This window comes from Plebeiibacterium marinum (genome assembly GCF_026013615.1).
Classification (GTDB): domain Bacteria; phylum Bacteroidota; class Bacteroidia; order Bacteroidales; family Marinilabiliaceae; genus Saccharicrinis; species Saccharicrinis marinus_A.
In genome coordinates, this window is sequence record NZ_JAPDPI010000024.1 from 1 (window position 1) to 18911 (window position 18911).

The 18911-nt window shown below is 32.6% G+C and carries 18 protein-coding genes; 8 read left to right on the plus strand and 10 right to left on the minus strand.

Translation table 11 applies throughout. The features are described from left to right. Positions 1-223: 223 nt before the first annotated feature. On the minus strand, positions 224-1270 hold the full coding sequence (locus OM074_RS12240) for a CDP-glycerol glycerophosphotransferase family protein (RefSeq protein ID WP_301199798.1): 1047 nt from the start codon (positions 1268-1270) through the stop codon (positions 224-226). Positions 1271-1396: 126 nt separating this feature from the next. On the opposite strand from OM074_RS12240, the gene OM074_RS12245 reads away from it, so the two are divergent. Next, positions 1397-1888, plus strand: coding sequence for an FAD synthase family protein (locus tag OM074_RS12245; RefSeq protein WP_301199800.1), 492 nt, complete (start codon positions 1397-1399; stop codon positions 1886-1888). 67 nt (positions 1889-1955) lie between these two features. Then, on the plus strand, positions 1956-2681 hold the full coding sequence (locus tag OM074_RS12250) for an SDR family NAD(P)-dependent oxidoreductase (protein WP_301199802.1): 726 nt from the start codon (positions 1956-1958) through the stop codon (positions 2679-2681). 18 nt (positions 2682-2699) lie between these two features. Here the strand turns inward: OM074_RS12250 and OM074_RS12255 are convergent, their stop codons facing one another. The 9 genes from OM074_RS12255 to OM074_RS12295 form a co-directional block, all read right to left on the minus strand. Beyond that, positions 2700-3794, minus strand: a complete 1095-nt coding sequence (locus OM074_RS12255) for a CDP-glycerol glycerophosphotransferase family protein (protein WP_301199804.1) — start codon at positions 3792-3794, stop codon at positions 2700-2702. Positions 3795-3844: 50 nt separating this feature from the next. Further along, positions 3845-4603, minus strand: a complete 759-nt coding sequence (locus OM074_RS12260; RefSeq protein ID WP_301199806.1) for a lipopolysaccharide kinase InaA family protein — start codon at positions 4601-4603, stop codon at positions 3845-3847. Between the two features lie 152 nt (positions 4604-4755). Continuing rightward, positions 4756-5781 carry a glycosyl transferase family 90 gene (locus tag OM074_RS12265; RefSeq protein WP_301199808.1) on the minus strand — a complete coding sequence of 342 codons (1026 nt, stop codon included), beginning with the start codon at positions 5779-5781 and terminating at the stop codon, positions 4756-4758. A gap of 117 nt (positions 5782-5898) precedes the next feature. Then, positions 5899-6912: a glycosyltransferase family 9 protein gene (locus OM074_RS12270; RefSeq protein WP_301199810.1), complete on the minus strand. Its 1014-nt coding sequence runs from the start codon at positions 6910-6912 to the stop codon at positions 5899-5901. Positions 6913-6991: 79 nt separating this feature from the next. Continuing rightward, positions 6992-7246 carry a F0F1 ATP synthase subunit epsilon gene (locus OM074_RS12275; RefSeq protein WP_301199812.1) on the minus strand — a complete coding sequence of 85 codons (255 nt, stop codon included), beginning with the start codon at positions 7244-7246 and terminating at the stop codon, positions 6992-6994. Between the two features lie 19 nt (positions 7247-7265). Next, on the minus strand, positions 7266-8774 hold the full coding sequence (gene atpD / locus OM074_RS12280; RefSeq protein ID WP_301199814.1) for a F0F1 ATP synthase subunit beta: 1509 nt from the start codon (positions 8772-8774) through the stop codon (positions 7266-7268). A 57-nt stretch (positions 8775-8831) separates the two neighbouring features. Then, positions 8832-9806 carry a polyprenyl synthetase family protein gene (locus OM074_RS12285; protein WP_301199816.1) on the minus strand — a complete coding sequence of 325 codons (975 nt, stop codon included), beginning with the start codon at positions 9804-9806 and terminating at the stop codon, positions 8832-8834. Then, the gene (locus OM074_RS12290; protein ID WP_301199818.1) at positions 9807-12128 is read right to left on the minus strand and encodes an efflux RND transporter permease subunit; all 2322 of its coding nucleotides are present in this window, start codon (positions 12126-12128) and stop codon (positions 9807-9809) included. Between the two features lie 173 nt (positions 12129-12301). Continuing rightward, the gene (locus tag OM074_RS12295; protein ID WP_301199820.1) at positions 12302-13342 is read right to left on the minus strand and encodes a hypothetical protein; all 1041 of its coding nucleotides are present in this window, start codon (positions 13340-13342) and stop codon (positions 12302-12304) included. 209 nt (positions 13343-13551) lie between these two features. On the opposite strand from OM074_RS12295, the gene OM074_RS12300 reads away from it, so the two are divergent. From OM074_RS12300 to OM074_RS12325, 6 genes are read left to right on the plus strand one after another with little or no spacing between them, the layout of a single operon-like run. Further along, positions 13552-14064, plus strand: coding sequence for a YfiR family protein (locus OM074_RS12300; RefSeq protein WP_301199822.1), 513 nt, complete (start codon positions 13552-13554; stop codon positions 14062-14064). A 13-nt stretch (positions 14065-14077) separates the two neighbouring features. Next, positions 14078-15781, plus strand: coding sequence for a methyl-accepting chemotaxis protein (locus tag OM074_RS12305; protein ID WP_301199823.1), 1704 nt, complete (start codon positions 14078-14080; stop codon positions 15779-15781). 21 nt (positions 15782-15802) lie between these two features. Then, on the plus strand, positions 15803-16114 hold the full coding sequence (locus tag OM074_RS12310) for a hypothetical protein (protein WP_301199826.1): 312 nt from the start codon (positions 15803-15805) through the stop codon (positions 16112-16114). A gap of 19 nt (positions 16115-16133) precedes the next feature. Beyond that, positions 16134-16499, plus strand: a complete 366-nt coding sequence (locus tag OM074_RS12315) for a response regulator (protein ID WP_301199827.1) — start codon at positions 16134-16136, stop codon at positions 16497-16499. After that, positions 16496-16876 (plus strand): Hpt domain-containing protein, encoded by a 381-nt coding sequence (locus tag OM074_RS12320; RefSeq protein WP_301199829.1) that lies wholly within the window; start codon positions 16496-16498, stop codon positions 16874-16876. Before OM074_RS12315 ends, OM074_RS12320 begins: the two co-directional genes overlap by 4 nt. A 2-nt stretch (positions 16877-16878) precedes the next feature. Continuing rightward, complete coding sequence (locus OM074_RS12325) at positions 16879-18909, plus strand: chemotaxis protein CheA (RefSeq protein WP_301199831.1); 2031 nt, start codon at positions 16879-16881, stop codon at positions 18907-18909. Positions 18910-18911: the final 2 nt, after the last annotated feature.

The following is an 18911-nucleotide window of genomic DNA, read 5'->3' on the forward strand; positions in this document are numbered from 1 at the left end:
TTTTTATAATGTGCTGATTCTAAATACATTGAATAATTTATGGCAAAATTATTATCTTATTGATTTTAAGCGAATTGTAAATCAGTCTAATGTCTATTATCTAAAATATAACGATCTATTGTTGTTAAGAAGTGCTTAAAATTGATTTGCACTTAGGAGCGCAAAAATAATTGATTATTCAGTAAAGAAAAAATATATTGCCATATATAAAAATAATCAGCTTCTACCCCATTAATATATTCGGCTTTTTTCCAAATGTTTTATACATCTTTCTTCTTCTCAAAAGAGGTATTTTACGTTCTTTAGGAATGCCATGAGTTGTAATATATTCTTCTGCCGCCTTAATCATTCTAGCTGATGAATTCCCATCAGTAAATGGGTGGTAATTTTCTATAAACCATTGACGTTGATCTGCGTATGGATCATTCTCTAAATTATTTTCAACAACAGAGGAAAGATCTTCAGAGTCACTAATGTTATCCCATCGGATATTTTCCGAAGCAGAGTTAAAGGTAATAACAGGCTTGTTGAGCAATAAAAATTCATAAACAACAGAAGATGTGTCGCTTATCATTAAATGGCATGTTTGCAGAAGAGGAATGATATCTGAATCTGTTGATACAGCTACATTTTCCTTTTTATGTGCAAAATCTTGATACATTTTAACTACATCCTGATCCATCTTGTCGTGAAACTTGATGTATATAAAATAGTTGTTGTTTTTAGCAAGATTATAAATTGCATCCTTATATTTTGATGCTGAAGTTAAACCAGGAGAAAAGGTAGGGGCATATAAAATAACTGCTTTGTATTCATTTTTTAATAGCTCTTTGCTTTGTTCTAAGGGTGTAAACAGGGTATCGATTTTACACCATCCAGTTTCCTTCACCTCAAAATTTTTGAATTTTCTTTTTAATTTTAAAAATCTATCTGTGAAATATGGACCTTGTGTTAGATAAAGGTCGAAATAATGACGGATACGAAAATGACCCGATTTTTCTCCTGCCATACCATGAAAAATCTGTATTTTTACCCCTGGTAAATAGTGAGGAAAATCGTTTCCAGGTGCAAAATTTGCCTCAGCATTAAACAGGAGCAATTCCCTCATAGAATTGCACTGGGAACAAGTTTTTAAAAAATCAGGAATTTTATCCTTAATATTATCCGGTATATACCAAATAGTATCATGTTTTTGTTTTATCAATTCCTTATATAAAGGCATCATGATTCCAAAAGCATAGGGCTTTTTACAAAATAATACAACTTTCATCTTCAACTTTTAACTTTCAGGCCAAAAGTAATATTTTTTTAACTATGGGGATTCTTAGTATTGTTATGGTCTTAAATTCCTGTAAATTAATGTACCTTTGTTCAGTTTTTTAATTCAAAAATTGTTATGGGGAAAAAGAAAAAGCAGTTAATAGTTTATACCTCAGGAACTTTTGATATGTTCCATAGTAATCATTTGAAAATGATTAATTATGCAAAAGGTTTAGGAAATGTATTAATTGTTGGTGTTAGTACTGATGAGTTGGTTAGTTCTTATAAGGCCCCCCCTATTGTACCTTTTGAGGAACGATTGGCAATAGTTGAGGGATTAAAAGCTCCTGATATTGTTATCCCACAGAGGTCGTTGGATCACAAAGAAATTGTAAAAAAACTTCATATCGATATTTTTGTTGTTGGTGATGACTGGACAGGAAAATATGATTATTTAGAAGAATTTGGAGTAAAAGTTTTTTATTTTCCATATGGTGCAGGAACCAGTTCTACTATATTGAAAAAGAAGATTTATGAAAGTTATTCTAAAATAAAGAAACGTATTGATAATCATAATAATCCGGATATAGTTCCCAATAGCACTGAAAATACTGAAAACTCAAATTAAATTAGTAAGAGAATCGGTTTTTGAATATGTTCAAAAACCTTTTTTATGCATTTATAAAATTGGCTAAATGAAATACGCACTAGTTACAGGATCAACTAAAGGTATAGGAAAGGCTATTGGAATTAAGCTTTTAAAGGAAGGATATTTTGTAGTTTTTAACTATTCTAATTCCGAATCAGGTGCTACATCTTTACGAAATGAGATCACTGTTGAATTTAAAGGGAAATTTGAAATATTAAAAGCGGATTTTTCTAATTTAGATGAAGTTGATGTACTTACAGAAAGTATTGTTTCAATTATACCTAAAATTGATCTTATTGTTTTTAATGCAGGATTAACAGATAGAGATGTATTTGGTAAAATAGAATCAGATAACTGGTTGAAAGTTTTTAATGCCAATTTGAATGTTCCTTTCTTTTTGATGCAGGCCCTCCTGCCATCTTTAAATAAAGATGGCAATATAGTTTTTATGGGATCCATGTTGGGTAACTTACCCCATTCTGTTTCAGTGTCCTATGGAGTTAGTAAAAGTGCAGTGCATGCTTTGGTTAAAAATATGGTGAAGTTTTTAAGTATTGATGGTATTAGGATAAATGCCATTGCGCCAGGTTTTGTAGATACTGATTGGCAAAAAAACAAACCAGAGTGGTTGCGTGAAAAAATTAAAGGAAAAGTTGCTTTAAAGCGATTTGCAAAAGAACAGGAAGTTGCCGATTTGTGTTGGCATATCATTCAAAATAAGTACTTAACGGGTCAGGTAATTCAATTAGATGGTGGATATAATTATGAATAAAATAGGGTTATCCCTATTTTATTTTGTATAGTGTTTTTCCATTATATCTACCATTCTTACCGAAACTTTGCCATCATTAGGACCAATGATTTCTTTAGTATATTCCACCCTTTTATTGTGATTATGTGAAGGATTGTTTAGTTCCTGCTCAACTGTAGACTTTAACTTTTTGTATTTCCACACATTTTCACCAATATCTCTAAAACGGTTCATGGCACTTTCCATACGTTTATTGAACTTGTATTTTCCAAATATACGGTATGATAAACGTAAATGAATAAATCTGTTGCAAATAACAGGTTTATCTAATGCAGCAAATTCAAACACTACAGAGGATTCATCAGAAATTAGTAAATCAGCAATAGCATAAAACGGAGCAATATTATAATCCTCGAACGTTGCAAAATATACATTTTTATATTGCTGCCACTTTTTAAATTTTTTACGCTGAGTTTTATATTTTTTACGTAAATAACTATAGTAGTGAGGTTTAATTATAATATTGTAATCTTTAAATTCATCTGGAAAAGTATTTGACATATTTTCTATAGAACTTGGATAAAAAGTAGGGGCATAAAGTAACGTTGGTTTTGTTGAATCCAATCCTATATTATTTATGAGTTCGTTTTTCATTTCACGGGTGTATCGAAAAACATCATCAAGTTTTGAAAAGCCTACATTTTCCCATATTACTTTGGCATCAGGATAAAGTTCTTTAAGTCTTCTTAGTCTAAAATCACCTTCTACAAACCTGATGTCAAATTTGTTCTTATCTTCAGTAAAAGCACTTACTTTTGTTCCTATTCCATGTACTATTAATACTTTTTGCTTATGGGGTAAATTTGAGTCGGGATAATTATCTCCTCCGCAAATAAGGTACTCGCAAGTTGAATTTTCAAGCCCCTTCTCACCTACCTGGAAAGGAATATTCTCCTTTTTACATACATTAATTATAGATTCGTTTTGATTAAAAATATCCCTTTTGCTACTTTCGAGCACAACGAACAAGTATGGATACTGACGTTTTTCAAGTTCTCTAGCAACAGGTAAAAATTGTGGGATATAGTATAAATGTTCTGTATAAAATATGGCGAAATACTCTGAATTTTGCATGAAATGTTGAGCTTATAAAGTGCTTGTAATTGTAAGTATATAAAAAAGCATTATTCTTTTCTTCTTAAAATCTTCTTTTTTAAAGCTGCTTTTCTATTAATCTTTGATTTATGTTTACGGTCCCAATTAATTAACAATTGGGCAGCCTCTTCCGGGTCTTTATGGTTTAAACGGGCATATTCGCGTGCCACTATTGCAAGTTCATCTTCACTGGCCCAGATTTGTGAAAAATTTTTAAGTCCTTTTAAATAAGGCATTTTTTCAAATCGCATTCTATTAATGTCGACCACACTGAATTTGTATTTTTTGTTTTTCTTTTTAGTAATTAGGATGTTACCCCTTGAGTAATCAAGATGGTGAATTCCCCTTTTGTGCATCTTTTTAAAGGTAAATTTTGCAAACTGTTGTAAAATGTTTGTCTTATCCGGAAATTCAAAACCTATTAAATCGCGAATAGTGAAATCATATTTATAATGGATGCTAACATAGAAACTCCTGTCAAACAGACCTTTTTTGGTGAGTTCAATATATGCAACCGGTTCTGGTGTGTTCGATCCCCTATCGCGCATTTTTACGGCATATTCATATGAATGGCGAGCTTTTGACCCCCGGATCCATGCATAAGCAATTTTATTAATGATATGAGGAACCTTAAATGATTTTATATTAAGTTTTAAACCTTTATAATCAACTACATTAATAATATTTCTCCCTTTGTATATTGTTTCGCCAATTTTTTCAAAGTTGTCGGATAATTCTTTTAAAAATGGTTCGAGATGTTGATACTTGGGATTTATATATATAGTCATATTGCTTTATTAGAAGATATGCTTGTAAATCTTGATTAATATATCTTTAATTATTTTGTGGCAAAGATATTAAAACAATATTAACTATGTTGTTATAATTTATTTAACTGACCATATTTTAGTTTAGAATCTAAAATCATTAATATTTAATATTATATAGGTTTTAGTGAGATTGAAGGAAAATCAGTAACAGCATATTTTTCAGATGTTTTATTAAAGTATTTTTGGAGCACAAGGAGAGAAATTAGTTTTTCTTGTTCCTTATTTTGAAACTGTTTTACAAATGCCTGGGCATTATGGATGATTTTAATGGCTTTATCGGGATTGTTGATGTAATAGTTTAATTTTTTATTTAAATCAGAGTAATCATCGTTTATATGAATGTAATGGTAATCCGGGATTAGGGTTCCTTCCATAAACCATGTTTCATATCGTGGAGTTGGCATTACTGCAATTGAATTGCTCGACATAATCCATTTTAAGTTTGTGGCAACATCATTACCCTCAATTGAAAGAATAAATTTGTATTGAAGTTGTTCGTTTATAGTGTATTTGTTTTTTATCCAGTTAGGATTTAAACCAGCATTGTTAATGTGACCAATGTCGCAAATAGGATTTAAAAAGTGCTTTTTAAAGAAATTAACCCTTTGAGGCTGGTGGTCCCAAACATTGCCTCTCCATACTATTTTGTTAAATTTTTTTTCATAACTGGTATTGTCGTTTATAAACACAAAGTGACGTACAGTGTTTAAATTGAGTAAAATGGAGTTGGTATTGTTTTTAGATATAGGTCGGCTTTTTACTACCGTTGGATACTTTGGTATTTTTGTAATGTCGCCAAATAAATAGCTGAACTTTTGATTGGGGATAAAATATCTTTTATATCTGTAGGTATCAAAAAAGTAAGTTTTAAACTCACTTTGATATTTAAAATGACCTAATTTTTGTACGTTATCGGGTAATACCGTGTTATCAGATACTTTGTTGTAATAGTTAATTCTGTACTTTAAATACTCTATATTGTATTTTGATAATTTTTTGAGCTTATTGGGTAAAGCATAAGGGGAATAGGGTAAAGAAAATATTAATTTGATGTATTCATTTGCGTAATATAAGAGTTTAATTTTTTTATTTTTTCTATCCCAAAGTTGATTAATTACTTTTCTAAAACAATTCATCCTACATAATTTAAATAATACTATTTTTCCTTATTTTAATTGAGTAATTAACAGGAAATGTTTTACTTAAATGTTAAGATGAAATTATGTATGTTTTATAATTAGTTTTGGTAAGTGTTAATTGAATACCTCTAAATTTAGTTTTATTTCTTCTACTATTTGCTCAGGGGTAATATCCGTCAGGCATTTTTTGTTTTCTTTTAATTTACATGTTGTATCTCCATGTTTACTGCATGGTTGGCAAGGTAAATTTCTTTCAAAAATTTTCATTTTTTCTCCTGTAGGGTAGCCAAATGCTGTAGGACCGATAATGGCACACCCCGGGATGTTAAATAAATCAGCAGCATGTAAAAAACCTGTGTCACCACTTACTACATAAGGTGATTTTGCTGTAATACAAAAACTCTCAAGCAAAGAAGTTTTTCCGGCCAAATTTAGTACTCTGGTTGGGGCGGCATCTACAATATCCTGGCAAAATGTATCTTCAGGTCCAGCAAGTATATTGAAGTGAAAATCTGGTAAAAGAGTAATTAGTTTTTTCCAATAATCTACAGGCCAGCGCTTTAATTCCCAGGCTGCAGATGGAACCAAAGTAATGGTTTTGGCAGGTTGGTTAAATAATAATTTATTGCATTTATCCTCAGTTTCTTTTGGAAATATCCAATTGTTGTGCGGGGTATAAAAATTGTTAATATCCCATTTATACACCGGATTTCTGAATGATTCAAATGCCCTGAATGGCTTTGGCAATAAGTTGATCCGGAATTTAAATAGTAACAACCTTTTGAAGCGGTTTTTACGTCTGGTAATTACCTTGCAACCCATTCCCAGAGGATTTAGAATTGCTTTAAGTATATTGGACCTGATATTACTATGGGCATCATAAATGTGCGTATAGCCTTCTTTTTTAAGTTTAAAAGCCAGTTTTATTAAGCCCAGCATCCCCTCTTTGCGATCAAATTCAATTAATTGGTCTATCCTGGGATCAATTCTTAATAAAGAAGCTAAATCCTTACGTACAATCCAATGTAATTCACAATCAGGATTAAAATTTTTAAACCCTCCCGTAACCGACATGCATTGAATAATATCACCTATCGAGCTTAATCTAATAATCAGAACTTTTTTCAAAATTTACTGTATTTAATGCAAAAAACCATTACTAAATATCTAGTAACGGTTTTGTTGTTATATTTTTAATATTTATAAATCAAATTTTATAAGAGTCTAATAAAATGGTAGCCTTATTGTTTTTGCACTCGAAAATGCCATTGGCACAGTTAAAAAAGCTTTCTTTACCATCTTTACCAATAACCCTTATTTTTCCTTTAACCAGTTTTGATACAATTGCAGCATGGTTTTTTAAAACAGTAAAACTACCATTTATTCCGGGTAGCTGAATTAAACCAACATCTGCTGAGTATAATATTTTTTGAGGTGTTATGATTTCTAAATTTAAATCCATGATTTAGTTTTTAAACTCTTTATTTTGCTTCAGTAAGGAGTTTTTCCCCTTTTTCAATAGCCTCTTCAATAGTACCAACCAGATTGAATGCCGCTTCGGGATATTTATCCACCTCACCATCAATAATCATATTAAAGCCTTTAATAGTATCTTCAATACTAACAAAAGTTCCTTTCAAACCGGTAAACTGTTCTGCCACATGGAAAGGTTGTGATAAAAATCTTTGAACCCTTCTGGCCCTATGTACAACAAGTTTATCTTCTTCTGACAACTCTTCCATACCCAAAATAGCAATGATGTCTTGCAATTCTTTATAACGCTGTAAAATTTCTTTTACCCTTTGAGCAGTGTTATAATGCTCCTCTCCTACAACATCCGGGGTTAAGATCCTTGATGTCGAATCCAATGGGTCTACAGCCGGATATATACCTAACTCGGCTATTTTTCGGCTTAATACAGTTGTTGCATCAAGGTGTGTAAATGTAGTAGCCGGTGCAGGGTCTGTTAAGTCATCAGCAGGTACATAAACAGCCTGAACAGATGTAATAGAACCATTTTTTGTTGATGTGATACGTTCCTGAAGTTCTCCCATTTCTGATGATAAAGTGGGTTGATAACCTACCGCTGAAGGCATACGTCCAAGAAGTGCAGATACTTCGGAGCCAGCCTGGGTAAAACGGAATATGTTATCTATAAACAGAAGGATATCTTTACCAGCTCCTGCCCCATCGCCATCACGGAAACTTTCGGCAATACTTAAACCAGAAAGGGCTACGCGGGCGCGTGCACCCGGAGGCTCGTTCATTTGTCCGAATACCATGGTTACCTGTGATTCATCCAAGGCTTTTTTATCTACTTTTGATAAATCCCAGCCCCCTTCTTCCATACTCTTTTTAAATTCTTCACCGTAATTTACAATACCAGCTTCAATCATTTCCCTAAGCAGGTCGTTGCCCTCACGTGTTCGTTCCCCTACCCCGGCAAATACTGACAAGCCGTCATAACCTTTTGCAATATTATTAATTAGTTCCTGGATTAGCACTGTTTTACCAACTCCTGCACCCCCAAATAATCCAATTTTTCCTCCTTTGGCATAAGGTTCAATCAGGTCAACTACCTTGATACCGGTAAAAAGAATTTCGGCTTCAGTAGAAAGGTCTTCAAATTTGGGAGGTTCGCGGTGAATAGGTACACCATTTGTTTTGTCAATATCTCCAATACCATCAATGGCTGCTCCGGTAACACTTAAAAGTCGTCCTTTAACTGAATTTCCAGGAGGCATAAGTATGGGCTGACCCGTAGCAACCACTTTCATTCCTCTAACCAAACCATCCGTGGCATCCATGGAAATACATCTAATTGTATTTTCACCGATGTGTTGCTGGCACTCAATTGTTATCTTTTCACCGTTTTCGCGGGTAATTTCAAGTGCGTCTAAAATATTTGGAAGTTCTTGTTCTTTAAGGTCAAAACTTACATCAATTACAGGACCTACTATTTGAATAATTTTTCCTTCTAATTGTTCCATAGGATATTGAAAATATTTTTAATTGGGCAAAGAAGTTACAAATAATTTTGAAAATAATTAGTTGTTTCGCTTCATCAGTTTTGTTGCGAAATGGATTAGTTCACTTTTTATAACTTTATTACCATTTATTTGGGCAATGTTTTCCATGGCATTATTATAATATTTATCCATTAATTTTTGCGAGGATTCATCAACCAGGTTCTTAGTATAAATTGATTTAACAGCATTTATCTTTTCATCTTCGCTGAAATTATCTGCTTTAATCCACGATTTTAACGTAGTTTGGTCTTCTAAAGTTGCATTATTTAGTGTTGTAATGAGCAAAAATGTTTTTTTATTTGCAATAATGTCTCCACCAATTTTCTTTCCGAATGATTTTTGATCTCCAAAAGTGTCAAGATAATCATCCTGCAACTGAAAAGCTATACCTATATTAATTCCAAAATCATATATCAATTGGGCATCTTTTTCATCTGCATTTGCAAGCAAAGCTCCCATTTTTAAACTTCCGGCCAATAAAATAGCAGTTTTGAGCCTGATCATTTCAAGATATTCGTCAACAGTTACATCCATCCTGTTTTCAAAATCCATGTCATACTGCTGTCCTTCACATACACCTAACGCAACCTCATTAAATAAATCCAGAATTTCAGGGAGCATTTTATTATTGCATTGGGCTATGTATTGGTAGGCATTTATCAACATAGCGTCACCTGATAAAATACCTACGTTTTCATTCCATTTTTTGTGAACGGTTGGCATATTTCTACGCACATCTGCATTGTCCATAATATCATCGTGGAGCAAGGTGAAATTATGAAAAACTTCAAGTCCCAATGCTGGCTTAATAGCTTTGGATATATCACCACCAAATAATTGAACAGCCATAAGGCATAGTAATGGCCTTACCCTTTTGCCTCCCATTTCCATTGTGTATTCAATGGGTTCATATAAGTTTGAAGGCTTTTTAATAAAGTTGGTATTTTTTATTTCGCTTGTGATAAGCTTTTGAACGTCATCAATTGATAGCATTTATTGTTTTTCTTTTGATTTTTTTTCAATTCTTAATTCTTCAATTTCTATATCTTCATCTTCGTTATAAATGTGTAACAAAGGTTCTTTAAAGGATTTATTGGTAATAAGTTTTTCCAAAGTAAGTAATATGGATGGCAATAGAATTAAATTAGAGAATAATGCAATTAATAAGGTAACTGCTACCAGTACACCTAATGCTACTGTTCCGCCAAACTCAGAAAATCCAAATATACCAAAACCAAAAAACAATATTATCGAAGTATAGATCATGCTAACTCCGGTTTCCTTTAAAGCAAGTACTACTGCTGCTTTAATACTCCAGTTGGTTTCACCCAGTTCCTGGCGGTATTTAGCTAAATAATGTATGGTGTCATCTACAGAAATACCAAAGGCAATACTAAATACCAAAATAGTAGATGGTTTAATAGGTATTGAAAAATATCCCATTAATGCGGCAGTCATTATTAAAGGAATTAAGTTGGGTATAAGAGACACCAATACCATTCTTTTAGACGAAAACATCCATGCCATAAATGAAGCAATTAAAATAATTGCCAGAAAAAGGCTTACAAACAGGTTTTGAATAAGATATTTAGTTCCTTTAAAAAACAGTATACTAGCTCCTGTAACAGAAGTCTGGTATTTTTCATCCGGAAATATATCTTTTATTTGACTTATAACCATGTTATTAAGTTCTGTCATTTTGGTTGTACCAACATCTTTTAACCTGAAACTTAATCTTGTTTTTGCTCGTGTAGAATCAATAAAAGTACTGATTATTTTCTGTTGGTCGCCTTTACTGTTTGAAACATATGAAAGTAAAAAATTGCGTTCCTGGTTACTAGGTATACCGTAATATTTTTTGTTGCCATTGTAAAATCCCTGGCGAGCAAATTTGACAACCTCTGATAAAGAAATGGCTTTAGATATATCTGAGTGTCCCGAAATTTTTTTGTGGAACTGATCCATTTTTTTTAGGTTGCTGGCTTTTAAAACCCCATTGGGTTTTTTAGTATCTATCATTACTTCGAGGGGCATTAATCCATCAAAGTTTTCTTCAAAATATTTCAAATCAACATATAAAGGGTCGTCATGAGGAATGTCATCAAGCATGTATCCGGTGGTTTTAATCATTGAAATTCCAATAAAACCAAATACTAATATTATTCCTGCTACTATATATACTGTTGTTCTGTGGTTTAATGAAATATGTACCAGTTTATCAACAATTTTGTTTACAGCCTTGTTTTTTAAATGGTTAAGGTGTCTTTCTTTTGGAGCAGAAATAAAACTGAATATAATTGGGATTAATAATAATGACAAAATAAATACACCAATAATATTGATAGCAGCAATAATTCCAAATTCCACCAGTATTTTGCTGCTGGTAAAAATAAATGTCCCAAATCCGGATGCAGTCGTTAAATTTGTAAGAAAGGTTGCATTACCTATTTTGCAGATTACCCGTTGCAATGCCTTTATTTTATTACCGTGTTTTTTATATTCCTGGTGATATTTATTCAAAAGGAATACTGAATTGGGTATTCCAATCACAATAATTAAAGGAGGAATCATTCCCGTTAAAATTGTGATTTTAAAACCAAATAAAGCCTGGGTTCCCAAGGCCCATATAACAGCAACAGCTACTACCAACATGGAAAACATAACCACTTTGAATGAGCGAAAAAACAGGAACATTATTATGGCCGTAACACCAAGAGCCATATAAATAAACATGTTCAGCTCTTTTTTAACCATTTCGGCTGTAGTTACCCTGATATAAGGTAATCCTGAATAATGTAATTTATTATGCGATTTTTCTGTGTATGTATTTCCTGTGGAAATGATTTTATTGATCAGTTCTACCCTTTCCGGACTTTGTAGGATTTCCGGTACCAGGGTTATCGCCATTAAATAGGTATGCGTAGACTTGTTGTATAGGTTATTCTCATAAAATGGTAAATTGTAGAATTCTTCACAAATGGAATCGAGCTCGTATTGAGAGTTTATTTTGTTATTAAAAACAGGTACAATTTCAAATTGTTTTTCCTCTTTGTTCTTTAATAAGTTATAGGCTTCAGTGGCAGAAAATACAGAACTGACACCTTCAATATTCGATATATTATTTGTTAATTCAGTCCATAACTTAAAATTTTTCAGTTTAAAAAAATCTTTATCAGTTACGCCTATTACCATTAAATTGCCTTCGTTTCCAAATTGTTCTTCAAAAGCTTCGTATTCAAGATAAGCTGGGTCGTCTTCGGGTAATAAGGGAGCGTATTGATATGACATTTGTACATCACCTGCTTTAAATGCCATAAATATTGTAATAACTAAAAGAAGGGCCAGAAAGAGTATTCTATTTTTTAATATAGTGCGCGCAATCAGAATCCACATTATAAAATCAGTATTAAAGAATAAAAATGAGCTGCGAAGTTATTATAAAAAGATTTATAGAAATATTAAAAGACAAATATTAACTTATTTTTTATTTAATGGGAGCAATACCCTTCTATCTCAACTAGTTTATCTTTTTGGTAAAACTCTGTGTTTGTTATAACTATTGTGCAATCAGGAGCAACTTGTGAAATAAAATCCCTTACTTTATTATTATACGATTCATGTTTTACGTATGCTGTAATGTATTTAATGTTAGCTTTTATTGAATTGTTTTCAGGCGAATTAGATGGTTGTACCAGATCCTTTTCAATGAGTTTAAAAGATTCTTGTAGGCATTTTAAAATTTGCTTTTCAACATCTTTTGCAGGTTCAAAATTTAAACATGAACCAGAAAACCATATTTCTTCCTTTTCAATATTTATTAATTTACCTTGATCAGAAAAAGGCAGATAGTAATCGGATTCAACGTTTAATGACGAAAAGGCCTCGTAATTATTAAATGCCATAAAATCAATTGTGAAATTTCCATTTTTAACGTTTATGTTTGAAACAGCAGGATATCCGCTTTTATATAGCGCTTCTTCAAGAAAATAGGACTTTACCTCGTTGAATATTTCATTTGTAGTTTTTACTGAACCATTAAATTCAGTTTTTTGAGCAATTGAAGGTATATAATCCCATTGTCGGAATATATGACCAAAATTCATCTCTTCAGCCATTAATATCTGTTCCGCTAAATCCATGGTTCTTTGTATTTTAAGAAGTGGCGAACTGTCATTAAAACTGATTCCTCCAGATAATAACTCCATACCATTTTTATGTTCAATGGTTATATAGTGGTGATCTAATACTTTTTTAAAGTTCACCTTTGCGAATTGTTGGTTAACAGTGTGGCATACGATATAAAGCTCATTGTTTGATTCAGGTTTTTGAGAAATAAATGTGATGGCTGGTATTTGATCCTTAAATACCAACTTCATATTGTCCTTAATTATTTCGCATGTATTTTCAAATTCCTCATTGTTTTCGGAATCAATATAGAAGTCAGTTTTAACTATTATTTTGTTAATTAGTTGTTTTTTTATATCGCTAATAGTCAAATGAATTCTAGTTTCAAATAATTCACTATCCAATAAGTTAAAAGTATGTATTTCTCTCATTATAAATATTGTGTTTTAAATTGTTGCAAAGGTATGTGAATAATGTTTTTTTACCCATGTAATGTGTAATTTTATTTAGGTTGAATGAATTAATTCAATATTTTATGAACAAAAAAGTAACCTAAAACAACATTCGCCGTAATAAATCGGAAGAAAACAATTCTAATTATTTGGATAGTGTTATGAGGAAAATAGTGTTAATTTTATTTTTTGTATTACTGATTCCATTAAAGGGATATACCCAGGTGGAGAAATATAAATCAGTATTCACCTTGAATTTTATACGATATATTGGATGGGCTGATGAAGCCAAACAAGGTGATTTTGTTATTGGAGTATTGAAGAGTTCCAAAATTTCTGATTGGATTACCAAACAATCAGCTGGAAAGAAATTTGGTTATCAAAATGTGGTTGTTAAAGAGTTTAATTCTGTTGAAGAAGTTACAGACTGCCAAGTATTGTATGTTTCTTCAATAATTAACTTTTCGAAACATGCAGATACCTTAAAAGGTAAGTTAGGTAAGAATTCTTTGATAATTACGGAGGCAGAAGGTGCCACAAAACATGGATCGGTAATAAATTTTGTAGTAAGAGATAATAACCTTAAGTTTGAGGTTCACGAAGCTAATGCTCAATCCCTGGGATTAAGTATCAGTTCTAAATTGGCAAATATGGCTGCGGCCATAAAAAAATAAATTTTTGTTAGTTATGAAGATCAAGTTAAATATAGCTCAAAAACTTTTAGTTGCTTTTGGGCTAATTTTATTGGCAATTGTCGTTAATGGAATATCTACTTTTGTTACTTTAAACAGCAGTAGGAATTTAAGTGAACAAATTACAGGGGTTTATAGTCCTTCCGATCAAAAAATCCAGCAGTTTAAGGATATGGTAAATAATTCCAAGTCGTTGATTAAGAGCTGGGTTTTTGTAGACAGACAACCTGGTACCGCAGATAAGAAAAGATTAGAAGCTCTTTTAAATGAAGATTATCCTAAACTAAAAGAAGAGCTTAAAGCAATTGAAACTAATTGGAGCAAAGCTGATCAGGATAACTTTGATAAAATTATGCATAAAACAGATTCTTTGTTTGTTAAGCAAAAGTATGTAATGACTAGTCTTAACTCATTTGAATCTTATGACGATGTAATGGTTATTTTTGAAGTAGAGCCCATGGTTCAGGAAGATGGTGATATCATTAATTTAGGAAATGAGATCATTAATGACCTTGATGTTATTGGGAATAAGTTTAAAGATCTAAATTCCGCATCCTTACAAGAAATGGACGCTTCGTTTAGGTGGTTTAATAATTTTGTGATCATTATGGTTCTTGTTTTAGCTACTGTGGCTGGTTTTAGTGCCTATATTTTATATACCAGTATTGTTAAGCCATTAAATAAAGGGGTTACTTTTGCGCAAACCATCGGGCAAGGTGATCTTTCTGCAGAATTAGAAATTGATCAGGATGATGAAATAGGTTTGTTGGCTGATGCGTTAAATAACATGGCTTCAAATTTAAAAGGCATTGTTGTTTCTATTAAGGAAAATGCAAATGATTTGGTTGCTAGTGGACGAAACGTAAAGGATAGTTCCATGCAACTTTCAAAAGGTTCGGCTGATCAGGCTGCCTCTGCAGAGGAAGTATCTACTTCCATCGAAGAAATGGTTGCAAACATAGACCAGAATACTGAAAATGCTGTTGAAACAGAAAAGATAACTGTAGAAACAGCAAAAGATGTGAATGTAGCAGATAAACTGTCGTCAGAAGCTGCAGATGCCATGAAAAGTGTGGCAGAAAAAATCACTATTATCGGGGATATTGCCTTTCAAACCAATATATTGGCACTTAATGCTGCTGTGGAAGCTGCCAGGGCCGGGGAACATGGTCGGGGATTTTCAGTAGTAGCTGCCGAGGTTAGGAAGTTAGCAGAAAGAAGTAAAGTAGCTGCAGATGAAATCCATAACCTGGTTAATGGAGGATTAAAAGTATCTCAGGAAGCAGGAGAAAAATCCAGATTGTTGGTGCCGGATATTGAAAAAACCACACAGTTGATTAAAGAGATTTCAGCAGCCAGTTTAGAACAAAAAACAGGTGCAGAGCAAATTAATATGGCCATGCAAAACCTGAACCTTATTACCCAGGAAAATGCTTCTTCGTCCGATGAGTTGACACAAAGTGCTGAGCAGCTTGCTGTTTTAGCTGATAGACTTAAGGAGGCTGTAAGTTTCTTTAGTATTGATGGTGAAGAAGACCTTGATCAAAGTCAAAGTGAAGAAAAAGGGGATGAAAAAAGAGCTGTTGAAGCAAAAGAAGCAACCACAAGAGTAAAAGAACAAAAAACAGATGTTTCTTCAAAAGGAGATATTATCAATCTGGATAAAGAGTTTGATCTAGATAACTACGAAAAGTTTTAATTTATAATAGATATATTTATTATGGATACAGCATTCTCTGTAGATGTTAAAATAGATAAGGACCAGAGTAAAATGTTAATTTCAGGTGAACTTATCATCAACCATATTGGTAAGATCAAAGAAAGTATATTGGATGCTGTTGATTTTTCAAATGATTTAAAAATTCAAGTTGCTAATCCTTCTGCCATGGATATTACCTTTATTCAATTAATGAGTTCGCTTGTTAAATCATATCAAAATAAAGGTAAAAATTGTACTGTTGAAGGTACTTTGGGAGAAGATGTATATGGGTTAGTATCTAATGCTGGATTTAACAATCTATTTAAACTATAGAAATTAATTTTAACTAATTATGGCTAAGACAGTTCTTATTGTTGACGATTCAGAAAGTATAAGGGAAGTTGTGAACTTTACCCTTCAAAATGAGGGATATGATGTGTTGGTTGGTGTTGATGGAGAAGATGCCCTTCAGTTTTTAGATGGAAGAACCATCGATATTATTATTACAGACCTGCATATGCCAAATCTGGATGGTTTGGGTTTGATTCGAAAAGTACGTGAAATAGATGCTTATAAGCATATTCCAATTTTATTCCTTACTACCGAATCTCAAGCGGCAAAAAAAATGGAAGCTAAGCAAGCAGGAGCTACCGGATGGATTATTAAACCTTTTGTACCGGCCAAATTATTGAGTGCTATTTCAAGAGTATTACGATGATCGAAAAAATTAAGGAAACTTTTATAAAAGATTCCATTAAGGATTTGGAAGCAATAGAGAATTTAGTTAAAGATGTAAAGGGCGTATTGGAGGATTGTGTTATTGAGAAGGTTTTTGCCACTGCACATAATATTAAAGGAACTGCTCCTATGCTTGGGATTAATAGTGTAGACCATATGGTAAAACCTATTGAATTAGTGTTTAGTGGTTTAAGGAGTGGTTCAATCCTTTCATCAAAAGAAATTGTGTCTAATACGCAAAAGTTAATTCCTGTTATTAAGTCCGAACTTCAAAGTAATCAACAACACCGGGTCGAATCAAATGAAGTAGATGAATCGTTACGATTTTTTGATTCGTTAATTACAAAAAATGCATAAGCATGATTGATAAGTTCAGAGCAAAGTTTGTTGAAGAATCACTGGATAATGTTCATGATCTTGAAGAAGCCTTATTGTTATTGGAAAATGATAAAGGCGATAAAGAGATTATTGAACGTATCTTTAGGGCAATGCACTCACTTAAAGGAGGTGGTGCAATGTTTGGCTTTAACGATTTAAGTGAGTTTACCCACCATTTAGAAACTGTATTTGATTGGGTAAGAAATGGGAAACTGTCTGTTACTGATGATTTGATCTCCCTCACTTTTAATGCCATTGATCAAATAAAGCATTTTCTTAATGTAGGAGATATTACTGATCCACAGGAAAAGAAAGAACTAAATGTTTTTATTACAAGAATTCAGCAATTTGTTAGCAGTCCTTCAGTTGGTAAGGATGATAACAACATAAGCGAAGATATTTCAAGTACTGAAGATGATGAATCAAAAACATTTTTAGTTACAATAAAGCCACATTCCAATATCCTGCAAAACGGAACAAATCCGTTATTTTTATTGGATGATCTTCATGCATTGGGTCAAGCGGTTGTAATTTCGTATACAGATAATGTTCCCGAAATAGAAAACCTGGATCCTGAGAGTTGTTTTGTTAGTTGGGATGTACTATTAAACACAGTGGAACCCATTAATGAGATACAAGATGTTTTTATTTTTGTTGAAGATGAATGTGATCTTGATATTTCCGAAATATCTAAGGGTAATATATTACAACGTGCTGAGCTTAAAAATTTCATTGACGAAGCTGTTCATAGTGGCCAAAAATTGTCATCTGAGGTTTTAAAGGGTATATCATGGGTAACAGAAAATATATCTACAGAACCTGCAGAGAAGAAAAAAGTACAGTTAAAGGAACATAAAATATCCAGTATTCGCGTAGCATCAACAAAAATTGATGAATTAGTTAATTTGGTAAGTGAATTGGTTACAATTCAAGCGCAGCTTAACTTACATGCAGAAAATAGTGGAGATGCCCAGTTGGTTAACCTGTCTGAAAATATTCAGAAACTAACAAGGCAGTTAAGGGATAATGCATTTGAAATAAGTCTTATTCCTATTCAAAATGATTTGATGCGCTTCCAGCGATTGGTGCGCGACCTTTCTAAAGAACTAAATAAAGAAATCGACTTTATAATTGAAGGTGGGGATATAGAGTTGGATAAAAATATCATTGAGCACCTTACCGATCCATTGTTGCACATGATCAGGAATTGTGTTGATCATGGAATTGAAATGCCTGACGAAAGGATTAAAAAGGGCAAATCCCCAAAAGGAACAATTATTTTTAAAGCTTATTACGAAGGTGCCTCAGTAATTATTAAGGTAATTGATGATGGAAAGGGTATCAATCCGGAAGTAATACACAAGAAAGCTATTGCTAAAGGGTTGGTTGATGAGAACGTTGAACTGACAAAAAAGGAAATTTTTGATCTGGTTTTCATGAGTGGTTTCTCAACAAAAGAAAGCGTTTCCGATTTATCAGGGCGAGGCGTTGGAATGGATGTTGTGAAAAGAAAAATTGGTGAAATAAGGGGAGAAGTTTCAATTGATTCAGAACCTGATAAAGGAACCACTGTTACACTTGAATTACCGCTTACTCTCTCAATTATTGATGGATTATTAGTTACTGTTAGTGATACTCAATATGTTATTCCTATTTCATCCATAGAGAAAATATACCCTTTGGAAGTTGAAGACCAAAACAAAATTTTTAATGGTGTTATTACGCTTGAAGGGGAACAATTTCCTGTGATTGATTTGAGGGATATCTTCAATGAGGAGGAATTTGATGGCAAAAAGCATATTATTCAGGTTAAGTTTGAAAATAAAAAGATTGGTTTAATCGTAGATGAGGTAATTGGTGAATTTCAAACAGTGGTGAAACCCTTTGGCAGGTTGCTAAGAGATCAGGAAGTCATTTCCGGAGCATCTATAATGGGGGATGGAACAATTTCAATGGTAGTTGATGTAAACAGGTTAATTCATCACCACTGGGTTCAAAAATTGCATAAATAGTG